Raw genomic sequence first — 21161 nt, 5'->3', positions numbered from 1 at the left:
CAATCCAGGCGGCCTTCGAGCTCGACGGCGCCGCATTCTCGCAGGCGCTGAACGCGGCCCTGCAGGCCCTGCCCGCGGGCGAGGCGGCGCAGACGCTGCAACGGTTGCGAGAAGGCGACTTGATCGGGGGCGGTGGTGGCGGCGCCGAGGGCGAGCGCACTGCCAGACTGCTCGAGCAGTTCGAGCCCGTGCTGCAAGGCATCGCTGCGGTGGCACGGGGCGACGGTCAGGAACGGGCGGAGCTCGAAGCGCTGCTGACCGATTTCGAGGGCAAGGGGTTCAAGCTGGTCGAGCCCGTGCAGCGCATCTGGGCTGGGGAACGCCACGAACCCGAACTCGTGGCGGGACTCGACGCGACCGATGCCCGGCTGGTCGCGCGGGTGCTGGAAATCCTGTCTCGACCAACGGACCGGTGATCGTCATTCGCCACCAGCACCAGCCGATCGAGTTGCGCATCGGCTGCCGTTTGGTGCGTATCAGGCACCACTCTGCTTCCGCTTGCAGTCCTACCGCCTCCTGACCTCCCTCCCTACGATGAAAGCCACACGGCCTTCCGCCGTGATCCGTGCCCTGCAACTCCCAGGATGTTGAAGGGAATTTCCTGCCAGTCATCCGACTGGCTTGGCCCGGGCGATCGGGCCGTCCACTGGAGATTCGATGATGCTTTCCGTAGATGACACCGTGCGCCCCTACAGCCAGAGCCACGACGAGCGGGTTCCGTCGCGCTACGCGCTGCAGATCGGCGAGATCGACGTGATGGTGATCAGCGATGGCGTGTTTCCGCTGCCAGCGACGACCCTGGCCACCAATGCCGACCCGGCCGAGCTGGCGGCCTGGCTGGACGACGAGCGCCAGCAGCCGGACGTGTACTGCTGGCCGCTGAACGTGGTCGTGGCGCGCAGCGGCGGCCGGACCGTGCTCATCGACACGGGGATGGGGGCGGAGTACCCGGACACGCCGCGGGCCGGCGGACTTCTGACCTCGCGACTCGAGGCCGCCGGCATCGATCCCGCATCCGTGACCGACGTGGTGCTGACCCACCTGCACGTGGACCACGTCGGCGGGCTGCTCGCCGACGACGGGCTCAAGGGCCGGCTGCGTCCGGACGTGCCGATCCACGTGGCGGCCGCCGATGTCGCATTCTGGTCGTCGCCCGATTTCTCCCACAACACCTTCGGCGGATTCCCGGACGTGCTCAGGTCGGCCGCTGCGCGCTTCATGGACGCATACGGCAGCCAGGTGCGGACCTTCGACACCGAGCACGAGGTGGCGCCCGGGGTGGTTGCGCATCGCACCGGCGGCCACACACCCGGGCACAGCGTGGTCCGCTTCGCGTCCGGCGGCGAGCGGCTGACCTTCGTCGGCGATGCCGTCTTCCCGGACCATTTCGAGCGCCCCGACTGGCACAACGCCTTCGACCACGACCCCGATGAGGCGGTCCGCGTCCGGCTCCGTCTCCTGAACGAGTTGGCGGCGAGCCGCGAGCGGCTGGTGGCCACGCACCTGTCGTTCCCGTCCGTCGGCCGGGTGGCGGTCGCCGGTGACGTCTTCCGCTGGATACCGGACAACTGGCACTACTGACCGGCCCTTGACCAGCGTGGTCGTGAGGCAGCTCGGGGTTCGGTCCTACGGCTGCCTTTCGATCTCGATGCAAACTACGGGGCGTCGCGGCCGGGCAACGAGGCCTCGCGCGACCCGCCATGACGACGACCCCCGACACCCCCAGCCTCGCCCTGATCGACGCCTGCACCCGGGCCTCGCTCGAGCTGCTGCAGCGCAACCTCACGCCCCACGGCATCCTCGCCGCCACCCGCACCGAGGCCGCCGTGGCGAGGCGCTACACACGCATCTTCGGCCGCGACGCCGCGATCTGCGTGATGGCGATGTGTGGCAGCGGCGTGCCCGCACTCGAAGACGGCGCGGTGGCCAGCCTCGACGCGCTCGCGGCGCAACAGGCGGCCAACGGGCAGATCCCCAAATACGTCGACCCGGACGGCCTGGATGCCGACTTCTGGTACCTGGGCTGCATCGACGCCACCCTGTGGTGGCTGATCGGCGTGGACCACGTGCGCCGCCATGGCCGCGTCGGCCCCTCGCACTGGAGCGTGGAGGTCGGCCGCGCGATCGGCTGGCTGCTGGCGCAGGAGCACCAGCACTTCCGGCTGCTGCAGCAGAACGAGGCCAGCGACTGGGCCGACATCATGCCGCGCTCGGGCTACGTGCTCTACACCAACGCGCTCTGGTACGAGGTGAAGCGCCGCTACGCGCTGGACGACGCCGAGGCGACGCGCTACCACTTCAACCACCTGTTCAATCCCTTCCAGCCCGAGCTGCCCAAGTACCACCGGGCACGGCTGCTGCGGCACTACGCGCGCCGCGGCCGGCGCGATCCTGGCCTGTACCTGAGCTTCGTCAATCTCTCGGTGGTCGGCCACGAAGGCGACGTGTTCGGCAACGTGCTGGCCATCCAGTGCGGACTGGCGGACACCGCCATGGCCTACCGCATCGTCGAGACGCTCAGCGCGGCGAACGCCAGCGTGCCCTACCCGGTGCGCGTGGTGCTGCAACCGCTGTCGCCGCAGCACCCGCTGTGGCGGCTCTACATGGCGCGTCACCAGCAGAACCTGGTGCACCAGTACCACAACGGCGGCATCTGGCCTTTCGTCGGCGGCTTCTGGGTGATGATGCTGGCGCGGTTGGGGCTGCACCAGCCGGCCTGGTCCGAGCTCGCGCGGCTGGCGCGCGTGAATGCGCTGGACGACTGGCGCTTCACCGAGTGGTTCCACGGGCGGACGCTGGCACCGCGGGGAATGGCCGGGCAGAGCTGGAATGCCGCGACCTTCCTGCTGGCGCGGCGGGCGCTGGAGGGCGATGCGAGGGCGTGGTAGGCGCCGCGCGAGGCACGCTTCAACGAAGGAACATCACCATGCTCAAGGTCTACGTTCGAGCTGGCCGGCATGGACCCTCCCGCACACGACCTGAACACCGAAGCCTATCGCCGGCTCAGCCCCTTCGAGAAAATCCCGTCTATCGACGACGACGGGTTGGCCGTACCGTACTGACCCCAGCATCGCCCAGCCTGTCCATTGCGCGAATGTGGAGCCTCGCCGCGAGATCTCCTACACACCAATTCGCATACGCCGTCGTCCTCTTGACCGACGTCACCAGCGGTGCGCCGCATGTCGGTCATCAACCCCGCGTCACCTCAATGCTGTACACCCCCCAGGGACACAGCGCAAACCGCTCCTTCAGCGGCTTGTCCTTGAACGCCGCCAGCGTATCCGCCTCGTACACCGCCCACTGCGGCCCCAGCCCGCCGAGCGCGAGCGGACGGCCGTCGATCTCGGTCGCCACGATCATCCGGTAGCTCCGTGCATCGGCGATCTTGAGCGGCACCACGTAGCCATCCACCGCGCGAAGGGCCAGCATCACCTCGCCGGAGGTGGGCACGCCCGCCAGCTCCAGCACGCTGGTCAGCAGCGGGCCCGCGAGCGCATGAGGCTTGGCGTCGTACTCCAGCGTCGGCTTGATCCGCACGGCAGGCAAGCGGCCCAGCGCCTCCGCGTCCACGACGAAGGCCTTGTCGAACTTGACGCCGTGCTTCACCAGCAACTGGTCGAGCGCGGTATCGACGGGGCCGCGGTTGGATTTGCCGATCGCGCCGCTGATGGTGAGAAGGCCCGGGCCCTTGCGAGGCGCGTCCGCGGCCTGCGCATTCACCGCGGGAAGAAGGCCGGCGAGCGCGGTCGTGCCGAGGAAGTGTCGCTTGTTCATGGGCGCGATTGTGGGCGGCCGCATCGGCGCCTGTCCATCCAGACTTTAGGCTTACGCTTCCCCCATGCTCCACCAGTCCACCACCACCCTCGACATCCCGACGCCGGGCCGCGGCCTGGTCGAGATCACGCGGCCCGTCGCCGAATGGGTCGCGGCGCAACGCATGCAGGCCTGCAACTGTCGATTCCCGTGACCGGCGGACGCCTGGCGCTGGGGACCTGGCAGGGGATCTATCTCTGGGAGCACCGGGTGCGCGCGCATCGGCGGCAGGTGGTGTTGCATCTGGCCGGCGAGTGACCCGAACGCGGCCAGCTTGCGACCCGGGTTTCCCCCTATCTCGCCGCATGTCGATTTTCCGCAGCCTCGTTCGACGTACGGATAGAGGGTCATCCTCTGCATTTCAGGAGAACACCACATGGCCACCAACACCGTCCGTCTGCACCGCGTGCTTCGCACTCCGCCGGACCGGCTCTACCGCGCCTTCGTCGAGCCCAGCGCCTTCGAGCGCTGGCTGCCGCCCTTCGGATTCACCGGCAAGGTGCACCACATGGAGCCCGTGGTCGGGGGCGCCTGGCGCATGTCCTTCACCAACTTCGGGACCGGCCACAGCCACTCGTTCGGCGGGAAGTACCTGGAACTCGTCCCCGGCCAACGCATCGCCTACGACGCGAGCTTCGACGACCCCAAGCTGCCGGGCACCATGAAGACCACCGTGACGCTGACCGCGGTGTCCTGCGGCACCGAGATGTCCGTCGTGCAGGAAGGCATCCCCGAGGTGATTCCTGCCGAGATGTGCTACCTGGGCTGGCAGGAGTCGCTTGTCGCGCTCGCCCAGTTGGTCGAGCCGGATATTCCGGGTTGAGGCGCCTGCCCGGGATGACGTTGACGAGCGCGGCGCACGCAGCCACCATGCTGCACCGCTGTCCAGGAGGTCCCCATGGCCGAAAGCGACAAGGTGTTCGCGGGCTCGATTCCGAAGTTCTACGACACGCTGATGGTCCCCTTGATCTTCGAGGCCTATGCCACCGACCTGGCCGCGCTTGCCGCGGCCTCCTCGCCCGGCGCGGTGCTCGAAACGGCGGCCGGCAGCGGCGTGGTCACGCGGGCGCTGGCGCCCAGGCTCGGCGCCGGTGCGCGCTACGTGGTGACCGACCTCAACCAGCCCATGCTCGACTACGCCGCCGCGCGGCAGGGGGCGGACAGCCGCATCGAGTGGCAACAGGCGGACGCGCTCCAGCTTCCGTTCGACGATGCCTCCTTCGACGTCGTCTGCTGCCAGTTCGGCGCGATGTTCTTTCCCGACCGGGTCGCCGGCTACGCCGAGGCGCGCCGCGTGCTGAGGCCCGACGGGCGCTTCGTCTTCAATGTGTGGGACCGCATCGAAGAGAACGCCTTTGCCGACGAGGTCACTCACGCCCTCGCCGCGCTGTTTCCGCACGATCCGCCGCGATTCCTCGCTCGCACGCCGCACGGCTATCACGACACCGCGCTGATCCGCGAGGACCTGGGCCGCGCAGGGTTCACCGGCATCGAGATCGAGACGCTCGAAAAGCTCAGCCGCGCGCCCTCGGCACGCCATGCCGCCACCGCCTATTGCCAGGGAACGCCGCTGCGCAACGAAATCGAGGCGCGCGACGCCAGCGCGCTTCCACACGCGACGGATCGCGCGACGGAGGCGATCGCCGCCCGCCACGGCGATGGGCCGGCGGCCGGCAAGATCCAGGCGCATGTGATCGTGGCGACGCGATAGCGCAGCCTCAACCGACGGGCACATCATCATGCGTTGCGATCTGACACGCCGCCGCCTGGGCCGCTGGGCCGGTGCGGCGGCTCTCGCGCCCTGGCTCGCCTCGTGCGGAGGCGGCGGCTCGGGCGATTCGGGCGTATTCGTTCTGCCGGCGACCGCGACTTCCCGCGAGGACGGCTACCTGAAGGCCGTCCAGGACATCTCCGCGACCTACCACCCGCCGGGCATCCTGGCGGGCGTGCGCGTGGCCGGCGAGGCGCCCTGGATCCGCGCCTTCGGACTGTCCGACGTGGCCCGCGCCGCGCCGATGGCGCTGAACAGCACCTTCCCGGTCCGCAGCGTCACCAAGTCGTTCACGGTGACCTTGCTGCTTCAATTGGTGCAATCCAGGCAGCTTGCGCTGGAGCACAAGATCGGCCGCTACATCGCGGGCGTGCCCAACGGCCAGCTGATCGACCTGGCCGATCTGGCCGGCAACCAGAGCGGCCTGGCCGACTACTCGATGCAGCCGGGCTTTCTCGACATCTTCGTGAAGGACCTGCTGCACGTGTGGACGCCGCAGGAGCTCGTGGCCTTCTCGTTCGCCGTGAAGCCGGCGTTTCTTCCCGGCGAGCAATACCAGTACAGCAACACCAACACGGTGCTGCTCGGCATGGTGGTGGAAGCGGTGACCGGCCAATCGCTGGGCGACGCGCTCGCCGCGCGCATCTTCAACCCGCTGGGGCTGCGCGGCACGCGCTATCCGTCGTCGGCCGAGCTGCCGCCGCCGACGCCCACACCCTACGCGGTCGACGTCGCCACGGGTGTCGCCGAAGACCTGCCGCCCATCAGCCCGACCTCGCTGGCGGGTTCCGGCGCCATCGCCTCGACGCTCGCCGACCTGCTCGTGTGGGGTGACGCGCTGGGTCGCGGCTCGCTGCTCGATGCGGCGCTGCAGGATCTGCGCAAGTCGCGTGCGCGTGCCGTCACCAACGGCCCGGAGTACGACCGCTACGGCCTGGGCATCGGCCAGATCGGCAACTGGTGGGGCCACACGGGCAGCGGCGTCGGATTCCAGATCGCGACCATGAACCTCGCGTCACGCAACGCGACGATCTCTGTCATGGTGAACGCCACGCCCGAAGGCTCGCGCCGCGACCTCAACCTCGCGCAGGAACTGTTCGAGAAGCTGGCCGCGGTGGTCGAGTCCGCCTGAAGCGCGCACGCGCACGCGTCCAGGCATCGTTGCATTGCTGCCCCTCGTGCTCAGCGCACGTAGTTCATCAACGCGATGCCGTTCAGCCGGGCAAAGGTGCCCATCGATGCCTCCAGCGCGGTCTTCTGCTGCATGAACTGCGAGATCGCCGCCGCCGGGTCCAGGTCCTGGATGTCGGAGAGGTAGTCCTTGTCGATCAGGTCGCGCGAGGCGCCCGCGGTGTCGAGCGCGTCGATCTCGTTCATGCGCGAGCCGACGGACGAGCGGATGGTCAGCACGTTGTCGTGCGCGTTGGTGACCTTCACGTTGGCGGTGGCCAGCGCGTTCTGCAGGCGGGCCTGCGCGGCATCGCCGCCGCCGGCAGTCGGCTGGCGCAGCGCGCTCACCAGTTCGCCGATCGACGCAAAGATGTCGGTGCCGGCGTTCTTCGCGGTGGCGACCTGGAAGCTGTCGCCGTTGGCCGGCGTGCCGCTCATGCTCAGCTGCACGCCGCCGAAGCTGATGGGCGTGCCGGCCACATACGGCCCGCTGGCCGCGACCACGGGCGGCGTGTCGTTGGTGCTGACGGTGTAGTTGCCGCCGGCGAAGCTGATGGTGAAGTCCTTGCCGTACAGCGGCGCAGTCGCATCGGTGACGCCGACCGAGCCGAACACGCCGGAGCCGGTGTTGGCCGCGTTCGCGCTGGTGACGTAGCCGGCGCCGCCCTGCACCGACTGGAACACGCTGCGGCCGTCGTCGGTCACCGACATCTGGCGCGCCACGTCGATCTGGATCAGGCGCTGGCCCTGGTCGCCCATGTACTGCACGCCGCCGCCGGCGGCCGACACGAAGGGCGGGTTGGCGCTCTTGTAGCCGGCGAAGATGAACTGGCCGTTGCCGTCGTCCGCATTGGCCACGTTCACCAGCTGGTCCAGGTTGCTCTGGATCGCGGTGGCGAGCGAGGCGCGGTCGGCGTCCGACAACGTGCCGTTGCCGGCCTGCACCACCAGGGTCTTGACGTTCTGCAGGATGTTGGTGGCGGACTTCAGCGCCTCCTCTTCCTGCGACAGGGCCAGGGTGGCGCGGCCGCGGCTGGTGGCGTACTGCGAGGACTGGGCCAGCGAATCGCTCACGCGCAGGGCGCGCGCGGCGGCCACCGGGTCGTCGGCCGGGGTGAGGAACTTGGTGCCGGCGGAAAGCTGCTGCTGGATGCGGAACAGCTGCTGCTGCTGCGATCCGATGCCGTACATGCTCTGGCCGTAGAAGGCCTGGGTGCTGATGCGCATGGCGTCGACTCCTTAACTGCGGATACCGAGAATCGCGTCGAACATGGCCGAGGCGGTCTGGATCACCTTGGCGTTGGCCTGGTACATCTGCTGGAACATCAGCAGGTTGGCGGTTTCCTCGTCCTGGTTGACGCCGGAGATCGCATCGCGGCTGGCGCGGATCTGCTCGGTCACGCTGGACTGGGTCTTCTCCGCGGTGCGGATCTCCATGGTGCGGTTGCCCACCGAGCTCACCAGTTGCGCGAAGGAGGCGCCGAAGGTGGAGGTGCCGCCGTCCATGACGTTCTTCTTCTGCAGCGCAGCCAGCAGCAGCGCGTTGCTGCCGTCGGAGACGCCGCCGGTGTTCTTCTGGATCGTGAAGGTGTCGCCGTTGGCCGGGGCGCCGGTCATCTTGACGGTGACGCCGCCGAAGCTCATCGAGGCACCCGCCGTGTAGGGCACGGGCGTGCCGGCCGGATAGGTGGTGGAGCCGCCGCCCGGCAGGGTCACGGTCACGGCGGAGGCCGCCGGAAAGCCCGAGAGCGTGCCGGTGGCGCTGTCGAAGCTCAGCGTGACCGGCGCCGCGAGCGGCGCGGCCAGGTAGCCGGCATCGACGGTGGGCGCACCCAGCGCGCCGCTGCCCTTGTTGCCGGCGGTGTTGCCGGCCACCAGCGGCGAGGCCGCGGCCACCTTGGACGGGTCGAGCACCAGCACGTCCACGTCGCGCGCGCCGGTGCGGGTGGGCTGCACCAGGAAGCGGTCGCCCGCCTGCGCGGTGCCGCTGGCGGCGGCGAGCTGCACGCCGTCGAAGCTGATCGGGAAGGTGGTGTAGTTGCCCACCACCTGCTTGTCGGTGAGGCGGGTGACGGAGTAGGTGAGCACGCCCGCCACGTCCTTCACTTCCACCGAGTAGTCGCTGATGCCCAGCTGCGAGGTGTCGGTGATGCTGGCGCCCAGCACCATGTTGCCGGTGTTGTGCGCGTTGGAGAACACGCCCGGCGCGGCCTTGTTGAAGAAGTCGCCGCCCAGCACGCCCTTGAGGTCCACGCCCAGCTTGTGCTGGTCGTTGAAGGCGCTGGTCAGCGACATGGCCAGGCGGCCGATGGCATTCTGGCTGGTGGAGAGGGTCTCGTTGCGGAAGGCCATCAGCCCGCCGACGGAGCCGCCGGTGAACACGCTGTCGGCCAGCTCGGTGGCCGTGCCGTTGATGCCCACCAGCGAGAGCCCGATGCGCGTGGGATCGGCGGCCGAGGGGCCGGACTTCAGCGACATCGCCTGGTCGCCCAGCACCAGCGACTGGCCGTTGCCGATGAAGACGTTGTACTTGCCGCCGTCCTGCTCCAGCACCTTCACGTCCACCAGCTTGCCCAGTTGGTTCACCAGCTGGTCGCGCTGGTCCAGCAGGTCGTTGGGCGGCTGGCCGCCGGCCATGCCGCTCATCTGGCCGATCTGGTGGTTGAGCTTGGCGATCTGGGCCGCGTAGGTGTTGATCTCGCCGACGCTGCCCTGGATCTGCTCGTTGACCGAGGTGTTGAGGTCGCTGAGGTAGGCGTCGGTGGCGCGGAACTTGTTGGCCAGGGCCTGCGCCGCGCTGATCAGCTGCTGGCGCGCCGCCGGGTCGGCCGGGGTGTTGGCCACGCCCTGCACGCCGGCGAAGAAGTTCTGCATCAGCGGCGACAGGCCGGCGGTCTTGTCGGCGAGCAGCGAGTCGATGCGGCTGATCTGCGACTCGTAGCTCGAGAGCGCCGCGCCGGTGGCCTCGGCCCCGTTGAGCTGGGCGGTGAGGTAGGCGTCGTAGCTGCGCGCGACGGTGGTGACGCGGGCACCGGTGCCGACGAAGCCGGAGGCCAGGCCGATCGCGCCGTTGGTGGCGATCACCGAGACCTGGCGGCTGTAGCCGGCGGTGTACACGTTGGCCGTGTTGTGGGCCGTGGTCATGAGCGCGCTGCGGGCCACGCTCAGGCCGGTCAGGCCGGTATAGAACATCGACATTTGGCTTGGCTTTGAAGGTGTTTGTTCTGGATGGGCAAGGCGGCCTGCCCTGCCCTTGCTTGTTTATCGGCAGCCGCGGCGGCTTCTTTAGGCAGGCCTTATGCGAGCCTGAACACGCTGACCGTCTGGACCAGGCCGCCGGCCTGTTCCTGCATGGACTGGGCGGCCGCCGAGGCTTCCTCCACCAGGGCGGCGTTCTGCTGCGTCACCTGGTCCATCTGCGTGATCGCCTGGTTGATCTGCTCGATGCCCTGGGTCTGCTCGTGGCTGGCCGCGGTGATCTCGCCGATGATGTCCGTCACCCGCTTCACGCTGCCCACGATCTCTTCCATCGTCTTGCCGGCCTCGCCGACCAGCGCCGTGCCGGCGTTCACCTTGCCGACCGAGTCGTCGATCAGCCCCTTGATCTCCTTGGCCGCGGCCGCAGAGCGCTGCGCCAGGTTGCGCACTTCGGCCGCCACCACGGCGAAGCCGCGGCCCTGTTCGCCGGCACGCGCAGCTTCCACCGCGGCGTTGAGCGCCAGGATGTTGGTCTGGAAGGCAATGCCGTCGATCACGCCGATGATGTCGACGATCTTCTTGGAAGACGCATGGATGGAGGCCATGGTGTCCACCACCTGGTTGACGACCTCGCCGCCCTTCACCGCCACGCCGGAGGCCGAGAGCGCAAGCTGGTTGGCCTGGCGGGCGTTGTCCGCGTTCTGCTTGACGGTGGAGGTCAGCTCTTCCATCGAGGCCGCGGTCTGCTGCAGCGAGCTGGCCTGCTCCTCCGTGCGCGAGGACAGGTCGTGGTTGCCCGAGGCGATCTGGCTGGACGCCGTGGCGATGGCATCGCTGGAATGCTTGATCCGCACCACCACCTCCGTCAGCTGGTCCTGCATCAGCTTGATCGAATGCAGCACGCTGCCCTCGCCGGCCGAGCGCGCCTGGACGCCCACCGCGAGATCGCCTCCGGCAATGCGCCCGACCACGTCGGCCGCATAGGCCGGCTCGCCGCCGAGCTGGCGCGACAGCATGCGGGCCACCACCACGCCCAGGCCCACGCTGGCCAGCAGGCCCACCAGGGCCACGGCCAACATCAGCAGGCGGGAGGTCTTGAAGGTGCTCTCGGCGCCTTCCATGCTGGTCTTGGCCATGCCGTCGGCATGCGCCACCATGCTCGCCAGCACCTCCTCGAGGGCGCGCGAGTCCTTCAGCAGCTGCGCGCTCTCCTCGGCCACGCGGCCGTCGAACTGCGAGCTGTCCAGCGACTGCGCCGAGATCAGCTCGATGAATTCGCCCATGCGCTTGCGCAGCGGCGCCACGCGCGCCTCGTACTGCTGGTAGAGCCTGGTGCCCTCCTCGGTCTCGAGCAGCACCGGCTTGATCTCGGCCATGCGCTCGCCCAGTTCGCCGCCCGCCTTCCGGAGTTCGGCGATGCCGGCATTGCGCTCGCCCTTGGTCGACGCCGACAGCAGGCTCATCTGGGCCCGGCTGGCATACAGCAGGTGGATGTTGGCCGCCTGCGCCGACTCCAGCGTGTGCATCTCGTGGTGGTAGAGCCGGGCCGTGCCGGCGCTGATGCGCCCCATGTGAAAGATGCCGAGCGCGCCGATCACGGCGCCCAGCGCGGCGACCACCAGAAAGGCGAGGATCAGCCTGGCACTGACGCGGAGCTTTTGGAACCACTGCATTTTTCTTCTTCCTTCATGAGGCCGCCCATGGAACGGGGCCGGACCCGGTGTTTATCGGCAGGCCGCGCCCGAAGTTGAAGGCGCGGCCCCTTGCGTGGCGTTGACAGGCGCTAGAACTCCGTCCAGTCGCCCGAGGGTGCGGCCGCAGTGACGGCCGCCGGCTTGTGCGCCGTCGCGGGCGCGGCGGCCGCGCGAACCGGCGCCTTGGGCGCCGGCAGCTTGCGCTGCCCGGACGGCAGCACGCGGCTGGCAGCCTTCACCTGCGCCAGCACCGTCACTGCCTCGTCCCGGCCCAGCTTGAAAACGCCCACCGCCTGCACCAGGCTGGCGGCCTGCTCCTGCATCGACGCCGCGGCGGCCGCGGCCTCTTCCACCAGGGCCGCGTTCTGCTGCGTCACCTGGTCCATCTGCGTGATGGCCTGGTTCACCTGCTCGATGCCCTGGGTCTGTTCCTGGCTGGCAGCGGTGATCTCGCCCATGATGTCGGTCACCCGCTTGACGCTGTCCACCACCTCGTTCATGGTGCGGCCGGCCTCGGCCACCAGCTCGGAGCCGGCGTCGACCTTGCCCACCGAGTCGTCGATCAGGCCCTTGATCTCCTTGGCCGCGGCGGCGGAACGCTGGGCGAGGTTGCGCACTTCGGCCGCCACCACGGCGAAGCCACGGCCCTGCTCGCCCGCACGCGCCGCTTCCACCGCGGCATTGAGCGCGAGGATGTTGGTCTGGAAGGCGATGCCGTCGATCACGCTGATGATGTCCACGATCTTCTTGGACGACGCGTGGATCGAGCCCATGGTGTCCACCACCTGCGACACCACGCCCCCGCCCTTGACCGCCACCTCGGAGGCCGAGAGGGCCAGCTGGTTGGCCTGGCGCGCGTTGTCGGCGTTCTGCTTGACCGTGCTGGTGAGTTCCTCCATCGACGCCGCGGTCTGCTGCAGCGAGCTGGCCTGCTCCTCCGTGCGCGAGGACAGATCCTGGTTGCCCGAGGCGATCTCGCCCGAAGCGGTGGCGATGGTGTCGGTGCCGCTGCGCACCTGCCCCACCACCCGCGCCAGGCTCTCGTTCATGCGCTTGAGCGCCTGCATGAGCTGGCCGGTCTCGTCGCGCGACTCGACCTCGATGCGGGTGCTGAGGTCGCCGCCGGCGACCGTCTCCGCCACCTTGACCGCCTGGGCCAGCGGCCGGGTGATGCTGCGCGCGATCAGGAAGGCGCACAGGCCGCCGGCCAGCAGCGTCAGCACCGTCATCCCGATGCGCAGGTTGAAGGCGTTCGCGTTCGCCTCGTCGATCTCGCGGCTCATGCGGTCGATGTCGCGGCGCTCGATCGCCAGCAGCGCCAGGACCTGGCTCTCGTAGGCCTTGGCGGCGGGCTGGAAGACGTCCTTGAACACCGCGTCGGTCTCCTGCGGGCTGCCGGTGGCCTTGGCCTTCTGCACCGCGTCCTTGGCCAGCTGGTACTTGGCGCGCAGGTCCACGATGGTCTTGAAGGTGGCCTTCTCCTCGTCGGTGAACAGCAGGGCCTCGACCTTGGCCATGGTCTCGCTGCCCTTCTTCACACTGTCGGAGATGACGTCGGCGAAGGTCACGGGCAGGGTCGCGTCGCTGGTGCGGGCGATCATCGCGGTGCGCGCGATGGCCGAGTAGGTCAGCACGTACCAGTCGGAGATGAGCCGCTCCTTGGCCAGCGGGCTCTGCATCATGACGCGCGTCGCCTCGGCGTTCCTGGCGGCGCTCATCAACGCAAAGGCCGCGGAGACCAGGGTGAGCAGCAGCACCAGGCCGAAGCCCAGGGCGAGGCGTGTTCCGATGCGCAGGTTGGAGAAGGACTTCATGATTCGAGTTCGGGTTGGAGGGAATGGGAGGACGGCGAAGCGCCGAGCCTGAACACGCTGACGGCCTGCACCAGGCTGCCGGCCTGCTCCTGCATGGACTGGGCGGCGGCCGAGGCTTCCTCCACCAGCGCCGCGTTCTGCTGGGTCACCTGGTCCATCTGCGTGATGGCCTGGTTGATCTGCTCGATGCCCAGCGTCTGCTCGTGGCTGGCCGCGGTGATCTCGCCGATGATGTCGGTCACGCGCTTGACGCTGCCGACGATCTCTTCCATGGTGCGGCCGGCCTCGCCGACCAGCGCCGTGCCGGCGTCCACCTTGCCGACCGAGTCGTCGATCAGGCCCTTGATCTCCTTGGCCGCGGCGGCCGAGCGCTGCGCGAGGTTGCGCACCTCGGCGGCCACCACCGCGAAGCCCTTGCCCTGCTCGCCGGCACGTGCTGCCTCGACGGCCGCGTTCAGCGCCAGGATGTTGGTCTGGAAGGCGATGCCGTCGATCACGCCGATGATGTCGACGATCTTCTGCGAGGAGGCATGGATCGACGCCATGGTGTCCACGACCTGGCTCACGACGTCGCCGCCCTTGACGGCGACCTCGGAGGCCGAGAGCGCGAGCTGGTTGGCCTGGCGCGCGTTCTCGGCGTTCTGCTTGACGGTGGAGGTCAGCTCTTCCATCGACGCCGCGGTCTGCTGCAGCGAGCTGGCCTGCTCCTCGGTGCGCGAGGACAGGTCGTGGTTGCCCGACGCGATCTCGCCCGAGGCGGTGGCGATGGTGTCGGTGCCGTGGCGCACCTCGCCCACCACCCGCGCCAGGCTGGCATTCATCTCGCGCAGCGCGTGCATGAGCTGGCCGGTCTCGTCGCGCGATGCCACCTCGATGCGGGCGCTGAGGTCGCCGCTGGCCACCGTCTCCGCCACCTTCACCGCCTGGCCCAGCGGCCGGGTGATGCTGCGCGCGGTCAGCCAGGCGCACAGGGCGCCCAGCACCAATGCCAGGGCCGACAGCCCCATCATGAGGTTGCGGCCGCTGCGATGGTCCCGCGAGATGCCGGCCGCGACCGAGTCGATCAGCTCGCGCTCGTGCAGGGCGATCTTCGCCACCGCGTCCTCGTAGACCGTCAGCGCGGCCGCGAAGCGCGTGTCGGCGAGCTGGTTGGCACCCGCGGCGTCGCCGGCCGTCTTGAGCTTCACGATCTCGGCGAGCGTGTCCAGCACGACCTTGCGCGCATCGGCGACCTGGCCGTACAGCTTCTTCTCCTCGGCGGTGCTCAGCAGCTCCTCCAGCTTCTTCTGCACCGGGTTGATGCGCTGCGAGGTCTCCAGGCGGCTCTTGGCGAAATGGGCCTCGGCCGCCGGATCGCCGGACTTGACCATCGCGAAGGTCTGCACGATCGCGGTGCCCAGGAGCTTGGCCCACTCGCTCGCGAGCCGCTCCTTGACCAGGGCGCCCTGCACCATCTCCTCGGTGGCGTCGCCCACCCGCTCCAGGCGCAGCATGCCGGTGCCGGAGATCACTGCGAGCAGCAGCAGCACGGACGCGAAGCCGAAGCCCAGGCGCGTGCCGATCTTCCAGTTCTTGAAGTTCATGGGGTGACTCCTCATGCTCAGGCCGCGGCGGCCTTTTCCACGAGGCCCATCTCTTCGGAGGACATCAGGCGGTCGATGTCCACCAGGATCAGCATCCGCTCCTCCAGCGTGCCCAGGCCGATCAGGTAGTCCGTGTCCAGCGCCGAGCCCATCTCGGGCGCCGGCTTGATCTGGTCCGCACTCAGCGTGATCACGTCCGACACGCTGTCCACCACCATCCCCACCACGCGGCCGCCGATGTTCAGCACGATCACCACCGTGAACTGGTCGTACGTCGGCTGCCCCAGCGCGAACTTGATGCGCATGTCGATGATCGGAACGATGATCCCGCGCAGGTTCACCACCCCCTTGATGAATTCCGGCGCATTCGCGATGCGCGTCACCGCGTCGTACCCGCGCAGCTCCTGCACCTTCTGGATGTCGATGCCGTATTCCTCCTCGCCCAGCGTGAAGGACAGGAATTCCAGCGGACGGCCGCCGGTGGAGGAGGACAGGATCGCGCCGTGGGCGGCGGCCTGCTTCGAAGATTCGGTGCTCGTGTTCAACATGTCTTGGTCTCTCTCTGAAGAATGGTGGTCGTCCGCCGGCGGCGCCGGTCCGTCAATGGATCAGTGGCCCCGGGAGGCGCGCGGGGCGCGGCCGTCGAGCCTGAAGACGCTCACCGCCTCGACCAGGCTGCCGGCCTGCTCCTGCATGGACTGGGCGGCGGCGGAGGCCTGCTCCACCAGTGCCGCGTTCTGCTGCGTCACCTGGTCCATCTGCGCGATGGCCTGGTTGACCTGGTCGATGCCGGTGGCCTGCTCGCGGCTGGCGGCGGTGATCTCGCCGATGATGTCGGTCACGCGCCGCACGCTGCCCTCGATCTCCTCCATCGTCTTGCCGGCCTCGCCGACCAGCGCCGTGCCCGCGTTCACCTTGGACACCGAGTCGTCGATCAGGCCCTTGATCTCCTTGGCCGCGCCCGCGGAGCGTTGCGCCAGGTTGCGCACCTCGGCCGCCACCACCGCGAAGCCGCGGCCCTGCTCGCCGGCACGCGCGGCCTCGACCGCGGCATTGAGCGCCAGGATGTTGGTCTGGAAGGCGATGCCGTCGATCACGCCGATGATGTCCACGATCCGCTGCGAGGAGCTGTTGATGGAGCCCATCGTCTCGACCACCTGGCCGACGACGCCGCCGCCCTTCTTCGCCACGTCCGAGGCCGCGAGCGCGAGCTGGTTGGCCTGGTTGGCGTTGTCCGCGTTCTGCTTGACGGTGGAGGTCAGTTCCTCCATCGAGGCCGCGGTCTGCTGCAGCGAGCTGGCCTGCTCCTCGGTGCGCGAGGACAGATCCTGGTTGCCCGAGGCGATCTCGCCCGAGGCGGTGGCGATGGTGTCCGTGCCGCTGCGCACCTGGCCGACGATGGCCGCGATGCTGTCGCGCATCCCGGCGATCGCATGCAGGAGGCTGCCCGTGTCGCCGCGCCGGAGCTCGATGGCCACCGCCAGGTCGCCTTCGGCGATGCGGCGGGTGATGGCCGCCGCCTGGGCCGGCTCGCCGCCCAGTTGCCGGAGCAGCCCACGCGACAGCGCCCAGCCGAAGGCGAACAGCAGCGCAGCCAGCGCCAGCGCATAGACCGAGAACTCCGCCAGGCGGCCGAGGATCGCGGCCTCGACCTGGTCCATGTACACGCCCGAGCCGATGATCCAGCCCCAGGGCTTGAAGCCCTTGACGTAGGAGACCTTGGGCACCGGGTCCTTGCTGCCCGGCTTGGGCCACATGTAGGGGACGAAGCCCGCGTCCTGCGTCTTCACCATGTTCACGAACTCGACGAACAGACGCTTGCCGGTCGGGTCCTTGTTGTCGGAGAGGTCCTTGTTCTCCAGGGCCGGGTTGATCGGATGCATCAGCATCCGGGGTGTCATGTCGTTGAGCCAGAGATATTCGTTGCCGCTATAGCGCAGGGCGCGGATCGCCTGCATGGCCTGCTGCTGGGCCTGCGCCTCGCTCAGCTCGCCCTTGGCCGCCAGCGCGTGGTAGTGGACCAGCAGGCCATGCGCGGCCTCGACGACCTGGCGCACGCCGGCTTGCCGGTCCTCGAGGATCAGCTTGCGCTCGGACACCAGGAAGAGCGCGGTCAGCAGCAGGATGCCGGCGACGGCGCTGCAGGTGAAAAGACCGAGTTTCTTCGCGATGCTCATCGCGCGGAGGTTCGGCAAGTAGGACATGTGGATGTCTCCGGATCGGGGTGTTGGTGCGGTGCTCGATCAGTTATCGGCAATTGCGCGCCGGTCTTGAGTCCCGCGTTCCGGAAGAAGGCCAGGCGCGTGGGCTTCCAGCTTGAACACGCTCACCGCCTGCACCAGCCGATCGGCCTGTTCCTGCATCGATTGCGCCGCGGCGGCGGCTTCTTCCACCAGGGCGGCGTTCTGCTGCGTCACCTGATCCATCTGGGTGATCGCCTGGTTGATCTGCTCGATGCCCTGGGTCTGTTCGTGGCTCGCCGCGGTGATCTCGCCAACGATGTCGGTCACGCGGCGGATGCTGCCCACGATCTCTTCCATGGTCCTGCCGGCTTCGCCCACCAGGGCGGTGCCCGCATCGACCTTGCCGACCGAGTCGTCGATCAGGCCCTTGATCTCCTTGGCCGCCGCCGCGGAGCGTTGCGCGAGGTTGCGCACTTCCGAAGCCACGACCGCGAAGCCACGGCCTTGCTCGCCGGCACGGGCCGCTTCGACCGCCGCATTGAGCGCGAGGATGTTGGTCTGGAAGGCAATGCCGTCGATGACGCCGATGATGTCGACGATCTTCTTCGACGAGGCATGGATCGAGGCCATGGTGCTCACCACCTGGCCCACCACGTCGCCACCCTTCACCGCCACATCGGAAGCCGACAGCGCGAGCTGGTTGGCCTGGCGCGCGTTGTCGGCGTTCTGCTTGACGGTGGAGGTCAGCTCTTCCATCGATGCCGCCGTCTGCTGCAGCGAACTGGCTTGCTCCTCGGTACGCGACGACAGGTTCTGGTTGCCGGCCGAGATCTGGCTCGAGGCGGTGGCAATGGCATCGGTGCCCTGCCGCACGCCGCCAACCACGCCAGCCAGGCCCTGGCGCATGGCCTCCACGGCGCGGGTGATCACGCCCATCTCGTCGCGGCGGTCCGACGCCAGCCGTCGCGACAGGTCGCCCTGCCCCAGCGCCTGCACATGCACGCTCAGCAAGCTCAGGGGGTGCACGGTGCGGCGGATGAAGACGATCAGCGCAAGGCCCAACAGCACGGCAGCCAGCGCAATGCAACCGCCCAGCCAGGCCATCTGCCGATAGAGCGCCGCCAGCACTTCCGCGGTGGGCACTTCCGCCACCACCAGCCAGCCCGTCGCCTCGCTTCCCGCCACGGAGGCATGGCGTGCGCGCCCGTCCGCCGGCGCGAGCACGGCCCGTGCGTCGTCGATCCACAGGGCCTCCTTGGCCGAGATCCGCTCCAGCCATGCGGCCGATTCGTCGCCCGGCAGGAGCTCGGCCAGCTTCTTGCCGGCTGCCGTCGGATGAAAGACCAGCGTCGCCGCGGCGGCCCCGCCCGTGGGATTGACGATGTAGAGCCCGCCGGTGTCGAAGATCTGCGTCTTCTTCACGGCCTCGCCGAAGGAGGCCTGCTGCTGCGCGATGTCCAGGCCGATGTAGAGCACGGCAACCACGCGGCCGGCCGCATCGCGCACCGGCTCGTAGACCGTCATGAAAGGGCGCCCGAACAGCATGACGCGGCCCACGAAGCGCTTGCCCTCGCGCAGGACCGGATAGGCCCCACTCCTGCGGTCGAGCAGGGTGCCGACGGCACGGTCGCCGTTCTCCTTCTTCACCGAGGTGGTGACGCGGCGGAAGTCCTCGCCCTGCGCCACGAACACCGTGGCGTTGGCGCCGGGAAAGTCGCGCGCGAAGGCATCCACCTCGGCGATGCGCGCGGCGTCGATGGGCGTTCCGCCGCTGCTCAAGGCGCCCTGCGCGGCCGCGTCGAGGACGAAGCTGGCCGCGAACTGGCGCCGGAAGACGCCAAAGGCGTTCTCCGCCGTGAGGCGCATGGTCTGGTCGAAGATGTCCAGCGACCGGGCGATGGCCTCGGCCTTGGCATTGGCGTACTGCGCGGCGCTGCGCTGCTGCTGCGAGGAGGCCATCGCGTAGAAGACCGCCAGGACGAGCACCGCCACCAGGAACATCCCCGCGGCAGCGCCGAGGGTCATGGTGCGGCTCAGGGAAACGAAGGACGGGTCGCGCTTCGAGGAGCTCGCGCTGTTCATCGGCACCTCCCCCGGCTCAGAACTCTGTCCAGTCGCCGGCCGCGGCGCCCGCGCTCGCCGCCGCGGGCCGTGGGAGCGGGCGATCTCGCTTCCCGGGCGGACTCGAAGGCGAAGGCGAAGGCGAAGGCACGATGCGAATGGCCTGCGCGCCGGCGTCGAGCCGGAACACGCTCACCGACCGCACCAGGTGGCCCGCCTGCTCCTGCATGGACTGGGCCGCGGCGGCGGCCTCCTCCACCAGCGCCGCGTTCTGCTGGGTCACCTGGTCCATCTGCGTGATGGCCTGGTTGATCTGCTCGATGCCCAGCGTCTGCTCGTGGCTGGCCGCGGTGATCTCGCCGATGATGTCCGTCACCCGCTTCACGCTGGCGACCACCTCGTCCATGGTGCGGCCGGCCTCGCCCACGAGTGCCGCCCCGGCATCCACCTTGCCCACCGAGTCGTCGATCAGGCTCTTGATGTCCTTGGCGGCCGCGGCGGAGCGCTGTGCCAGGCTGCGCACCTCGGCGGCGACGACGGCGAAGCCCTTGCCCTGCTCGCCGGCACGTGCCGCCTCGACGGCCGCGTTCAGCGCCAGGATGTTGGTCTGGAAGGCGATGCCGTCGATCACCCCGATGATGTCCACGATCTTCTGCGAGGAGGCGTGGATCGAGCCCATGGTGTCCACCACTTCGCCCACCACCTTGCCGCCCTTCACCGCCACCTCGGAGGCCGAGAGGGCCAGCTGGCTCGCCTGGCGCGCGTTGTCGGCGTTCTGCTTCACGGTGCTGGTCAGCTCTTCCATCGAGGCCGCGGTCTGCTGCAGCGAGCTGGCCTGCTCCTCGGTGCGCGAGGACAGGTCCTGGTTGCCGCTGGCGATCTCGGTGGAGGCTGCCGCGATGGTGTCGGTGCCGTGGCGCACCTCGCCGACCACCCGCGCCAGGCTGGCGTTCATGCCCTGAAGCGCCTCCATCAGCAGGCCGGTCTCGTCGCGGGTCTTCACCACCACCTCGCTGCGCAGGTCGCCGGAGGCCACCGTCTGAGCCACCTGCACCGCCTCGTTGAGCGGGCGGGTGATGCTGCGCGTCAGCAGCCAGGCCAGCACCGCCCCGAGGGCCAGCGCCAGCACGGCCAGCACGATCACGTTGACGCGGCCGGAGCGGTAGAGCGCCTCGACCGACTCGGCCGCCTTGTCGATGCGCTCGCCCTGGTGCGCGAGCATGCCGCGGATGCTGGCGTCGTAGGCCTCCAGGAGCGGGATCAGCTTCTGGTCCGTGAGCTGCTTGGCCTCGTCCAGTTTTCCTTCTCCCTTGAGCTTGAGGATGTTGTTGCGCAGGCCCACGTAGTCGCTGCGCCGCTGCTTGATGTCGGCGCTGATTGCCTGCTCCTCGGGCGTGTCCAGCATCGTCTCCAGCTTCTTCTGCGTCTCGGAGATGAGCGCGCTGGTCTTGGTGATGTTCTTCTGCAGGTAGTCCTGCACTTCGGGGTCGTTGCTCTTGAGCAGCGCGAAGGTGCGCACGCTGTTGTTGCTGGTGTTGAGCAGCCAGTTCGCGGCCAGCCGCTCCTTGACCAGCGAGCGCTCCACCATGTCCTGCATCGCCTCGCCCACGTTCTGCAGGCGGAAGACGCCGATGGCCGCGACGACGGCCAGCAAGGCCAGCACGAGCGCGAAGCCGATGCCCAGGCGGGTTCCGATACGCCAGTTCTTCATGTCACATTTCTCCCTTGGTTCGGTGGGGGTCAGGCGGCCAGTTTCTCGATCAGGCCCATCTCTTCGCTGGACATCAACCGGTCGATGTCCACCAGGATCAGCATCCGCTCCTCCAGCGTGCCCAGGCCGATCAGGTAGTCCGTGTCCAGCGCCGAGGCCATCT

Annotated in this window: 17 protein-coding genes and 2 pseudogenes; 8 read left to right on the top strand and 11 right to left on the bottom strand. The window is 68.8% G+C overall.

The window, feature by feature from the left end; translation table 11 throughout:
* From A8M77_RS36330 to A8M77_RS33555, 3 genes are all read left to right on the top strand, one after another.
* Positions 1–416, top strand: a 416-nt coding sequence (locus tag A8M77_RS36330; RefSeq protein ID WP_202820691.1) for a hypothetical protein, incomplete at its 5' end; no start/stop codon positions are given.
* Between the two features lie 244 nt (positions 417–660).
* The gene (locus A8M77_RS33560) at positions 661–1581 is read left to right on the top strand and encodes an MBL fold metallo-hydrolase (protein WP_202820692.1); all 921 of its coding nucleotides are present in this window, start codon (positions 661–663) and stop codon (positions 1579–1581) included.
* Between the two features lie 119 nt (positions 1582–1700).
* On the top strand, positions 1701–2888 hold the full coding sequence (locus A8M77_RS33555; protein WP_086925803.1) for a glycoside hydrolase 100 family protein: 1188 nt from the start codon (positions 1701–1703) through the stop codon (positions 2886–2888).
* A gap of 301 nt (positions 2889–3189) precedes the next feature.
* Here A8M77_RS33555 and A8M77_RS33550 read toward each other — a convergent pair whose 3' ends face one another.
* Positions 3190–3774 carry a molybdopterin-dependent oxidoreductase gene (locus A8M77_RS33550; protein WP_086925802.1) on the bottom strand — a complete coding sequence of 195 codons (585 nt, stop codon included), beginning with the start codon at positions 3772–3774 and terminating at the stop codon, positions 3190–3192.
* A gap of 64 nt (positions 3775–3838) precedes the next feature.
* On the opposite strand from A8M77_RS33550, the gene A8M77_RS37345 reads away from it, so the two are divergent.
* The 5 genes and pseudogenes from A8M77_RS37345 to A8M77_RS33530 all read left to right on the top strand — a co-directional run bounded on the left by A8M77_RS37345 (position 3839) and on the right by A8M77_RS33530 (position 6716).
* Positions 3839–3967, top strand: coding sequence for a hypothetical protein (locus tag A8M77_RS37345; RefSeq protein ID WP_272947471.1), 129 nt, complete (start codon positions 3839–3841; stop codon positions 3965–3967).
* Positions 3946–4071, top strand: a pseudogene (locus A8M77_RS33545) (YjbQ family protein); the annotation flags it as partial. The gene A8M77_RS37345 and the pseudogene A8M77_RS33545, both read left to right, overlap by 22 nt.
* 118 nt (positions 4072–4189) lie before the next feature.
* On the top strand, positions 4190–4636 hold the full coding sequence (locus A8M77_RS33540; protein ID WP_086925801.1) for an SRPBCC family protein: 447 nt from the start codon (positions 4190–4192) through the stop codon (positions 4634–4636).
* 75 nt (positions 4637–4711) lie between these two features.
* Positions 4712–5524 carry a class I SAM-dependent methyltransferase gene (locus A8M77_RS33535; protein ID WP_086925800.1) on the top strand — a complete coding sequence of 271 codons (813 nt, stop codon included), beginning with the start codon at positions 4712–4714 and terminating at the stop codon, positions 5522–5524.
* Positions 5525–5552: 28 nt separating this feature from the next.
* Positions 5553–6716, top strand: a complete 1164-nt coding sequence (locus A8M77_RS33530) for a serine hydrolase domain-containing protein (RefSeq protein ID WP_086925799.1) — start codon at positions 5553–5555, stop codon at positions 6714–6716.
* Between the two features lie 50 nt (positions 6717–6766).
* Here A8M77_RS33530 and flgL read toward each other — a convergent pair whose 3' ends face one another.
* From flgL to A8M77_RS33480, 10 genes and pseudogenes are all read right to left on the bottom strand, one after another.
* A complete protein-coding gene (flgL, locus tag A8M77_RS33525; protein WP_086925798.1) occupies positions 6767–7981 on the bottom strand; it encodes a flagellar hook-associated protein FlgL in 1215 nt (404 codons plus the stop codon).
* 12 nt (positions 7982–7993) lie between these two features.
* Positions 7994–9952, bottom strand: coding sequence for a flagellar hook-associated protein FlgK (gene flgK / locus A8M77_RS33520; RefSeq protein WP_086925797.1), 1959 nt, complete (start codon positions 9950–9952; stop codon positions 7994–7996).
* A 98-nt stretch (positions 9953–10050) separates the two neighbouring features.
* Positions 10051–11625, bottom strand: coding sequence for a methyl-accepting chemotaxis protein (locus A8M77_RS33515; RefSeq protein ID WP_086925796.1), 1575 nt, complete (start codon positions 11623–11625; stop codon positions 10051–10053).
* A gap of 110 nt (positions 11626–11735) precedes the next feature.
* Entirely contained in the window at positions 11736–13460 is a 1725-nt protein-coding gene (locus tag A8M77_RS33510) for a methyl-accepting chemotaxis protein (protein ID WP_086925795.1), read from the bottom strand.
* Positions 13457–15043: a methyl-accepting chemotaxis protein gene (locus tag A8M77_RS33505; protein WP_086925794.1), complete on the bottom strand. Its 1587-nt coding sequence runs from the start codon at positions 15041–15043 to the stop codon at positions 13457–13459. Before A8M77_RS33505 ends, A8M77_RS33510 begins: the two co-directional genes overlap by 4 nt.
* A 17-nt stretch (positions 15044–15060) precedes the next feature.
* Positions 15061–15591, bottom strand: a complete 531-nt coding sequence (locus A8M77_RS33500; RefSeq protein ID WP_238137066.1) for a chemotaxis protein CheW — start codon at positions 15589–15591, stop codon at positions 15061–15063.
* Between the two features lie 60 nt (positions 15592–15651).
* Positions 15652–17247 (bottom strand): methyl-accepting chemotaxis protein, encoded by a 1596-nt coding sequence (locus A8M77_RS33495; RefSeq protein ID WP_238137065.1) that lies wholly within the window; start codon positions 17245–17247, stop codon positions 15652–15654.
* 39 nt (positions 17248–17286) lie between these two features.
* Positions 17287–19308 carry a methyl-accepting chemotaxis protein gene (locus A8M77_RS33490; RefSeq protein WP_086925793.1) on the bottom strand — a complete coding sequence of 674 codons (2022 nt, stop codon included), beginning with the start codon at positions 19306–19308 and terminating at the stop codon, positions 17287–17289.
* A 16-nt stretch (positions 19309–19324) separates the two neighbouring features.
* Positions 19325–20998 carry a methyl-accepting chemotaxis protein gene (locus A8M77_RS33485; protein ID WP_086925792.1) on the bottom strand — a complete coding sequence of 558 codons (1674 nt, stop codon included), beginning with the start codon at positions 20996–20998 and terminating at the stop codon, positions 19325–19327.
* 29 nt (positions 20999–21027) lie between these two features.
* Positions 21028–21161, bottom strand: a pseudogene (locus A8M77_RS33480) (chemotaxis protein CheW); the annotation flags it as partial.

The organism is Variovorax sp. JS1663, assembly GCF_002157355.1.
Classification (GTDB): Bacteria; Pseudomonadota; Gammaproteobacteria; order Burkholderiales; family Burkholderiaceae_C; genus Variovorax.
The sequence above is the reverse complement of the archived record's forward strand: the minus strand, read 5'-3'. Positions and strand labels throughout refer to the sequence as shown.

What these genes read in the sequence shown, in the direction of transcription:
- A8M77_RS33510 (WP_086925795.1), bottom strand. Translation starts at nt 13,460, where the DNA reads ATGAAGTCCTTCTCCAACCTGCGCATCGGAACACGCCTCGCCCTGGGC.
- A8M77_RS33495 (WP_238137065.1), bottom strand. Translation starts at nt 17,247, where the DNA reads ATGTCCTACTTGCCGAACCTCCGCGCGATGAGCATCGCGAAGAAACTC.
- A8M77_RS33550 (WP_086925802.1), bottom strand. Translation starts at nt 3,774, where the DNA reads ATGAACAAGCGACACTTCCTCGGCACGACCGCGCTCGCCGGCCTTCTT.
- flgK (WP_086925797.1), bottom strand. Translation starts at nt 9,952, where the DNA reads ATGTCGATGTTCTATACCGGCCTGACCGGCCTGAGCGTGGCCCGCAGC.
- A8M77_RS33490 (WP_086925793.1), bottom strand. Translation starts at nt 19,308, where the DNA reads ATGAACAGCGCGAGCTCCTCGAAGCGCGACCCGTCCTTCGTTTCCCTG.
- A8M77_RS33500 (WP_238137066.1), bottom strand. Translation starts at nt 15,591, where the DNA reads ATGTTGAACACGAGCACCGAATCTTCGAAGCAGGCCGCCGCCCACGGC.
- A8M77_RS33560 (WP_202820692.1), top strand. Translation starts at nt 661, where the DNA reads ATGCTTTCCGTAGATGACACCGTGCGCCCCTACAGCCAGAGCCACGAC.
- A8M77_RS37345 (WP_272947471.1), top strand. Translation starts at nt 3,839, where the DNA reads ATGCTCCACCAGTCCACCACCACCCTCGACATCCCGACGCCGGGCCGC.
- A8M77_RS33535 (WP_086925800.1), top strand. Translation starts at nt 4,712, where the DNA reads ATGGCCGAAAGCGACAAGGTGTTCGCGGGCTCGATTCCGAAGTTCTAC.
- A8M77_RS33485 (WP_086925792.1), bottom strand. Translation starts at nt 20,998, where the DNA reads ATGAAGAACTGGCGTATCGGAACCCGCCTGGGCATCGGCTTCGCGCTC.
- flgL (WP_086925798.1), bottom strand. Translation starts at nt 7,981, where the DNA reads ATGCGCATCAGCACCCAGGCCTTCTACGGCCAGAGCATGTACGGCATC.
- A8M77_RS33540 (WP_086925801.1), top strand. Translation starts at nt 4,190, where the DNA reads ATGGCCACCAACACCGTCCGTCTGCACCGCGTGCTTCGCACTCCGCCG.
- A8M77_RS33515 (WP_086925796.1), bottom strand. Translation starts at nt 11,625, where the DNA reads ATGCAGTGGTTCCAAAAGCTCCGCGTCAGTGCCAGGCTGATCCTCGCC.
- A8M77_RS33530 (WP_086925799.1), top strand. Translation starts at nt 5,553, where the DNA reads ATGCGTTGCGATCTGACACGCCGCCGCCTGGGCCGCTGGGCCGGTGCG.
- A8M77_RS33555 (WP_086925803.1), top strand. Translation starts at nt 1,701, where the DNA reads ATGACGACGACCCCCGACACCCCCAGCCTCGCCCTGATCGACGCCTGC.
- A8M77_RS33505 (WP_086925794.1), bottom strand. Translation starts at nt 15,043, where the DNA reads ATGAACTTCAAGAACTGGAAGATCGGCACGCGCCTGGGCTTCGGCTTC.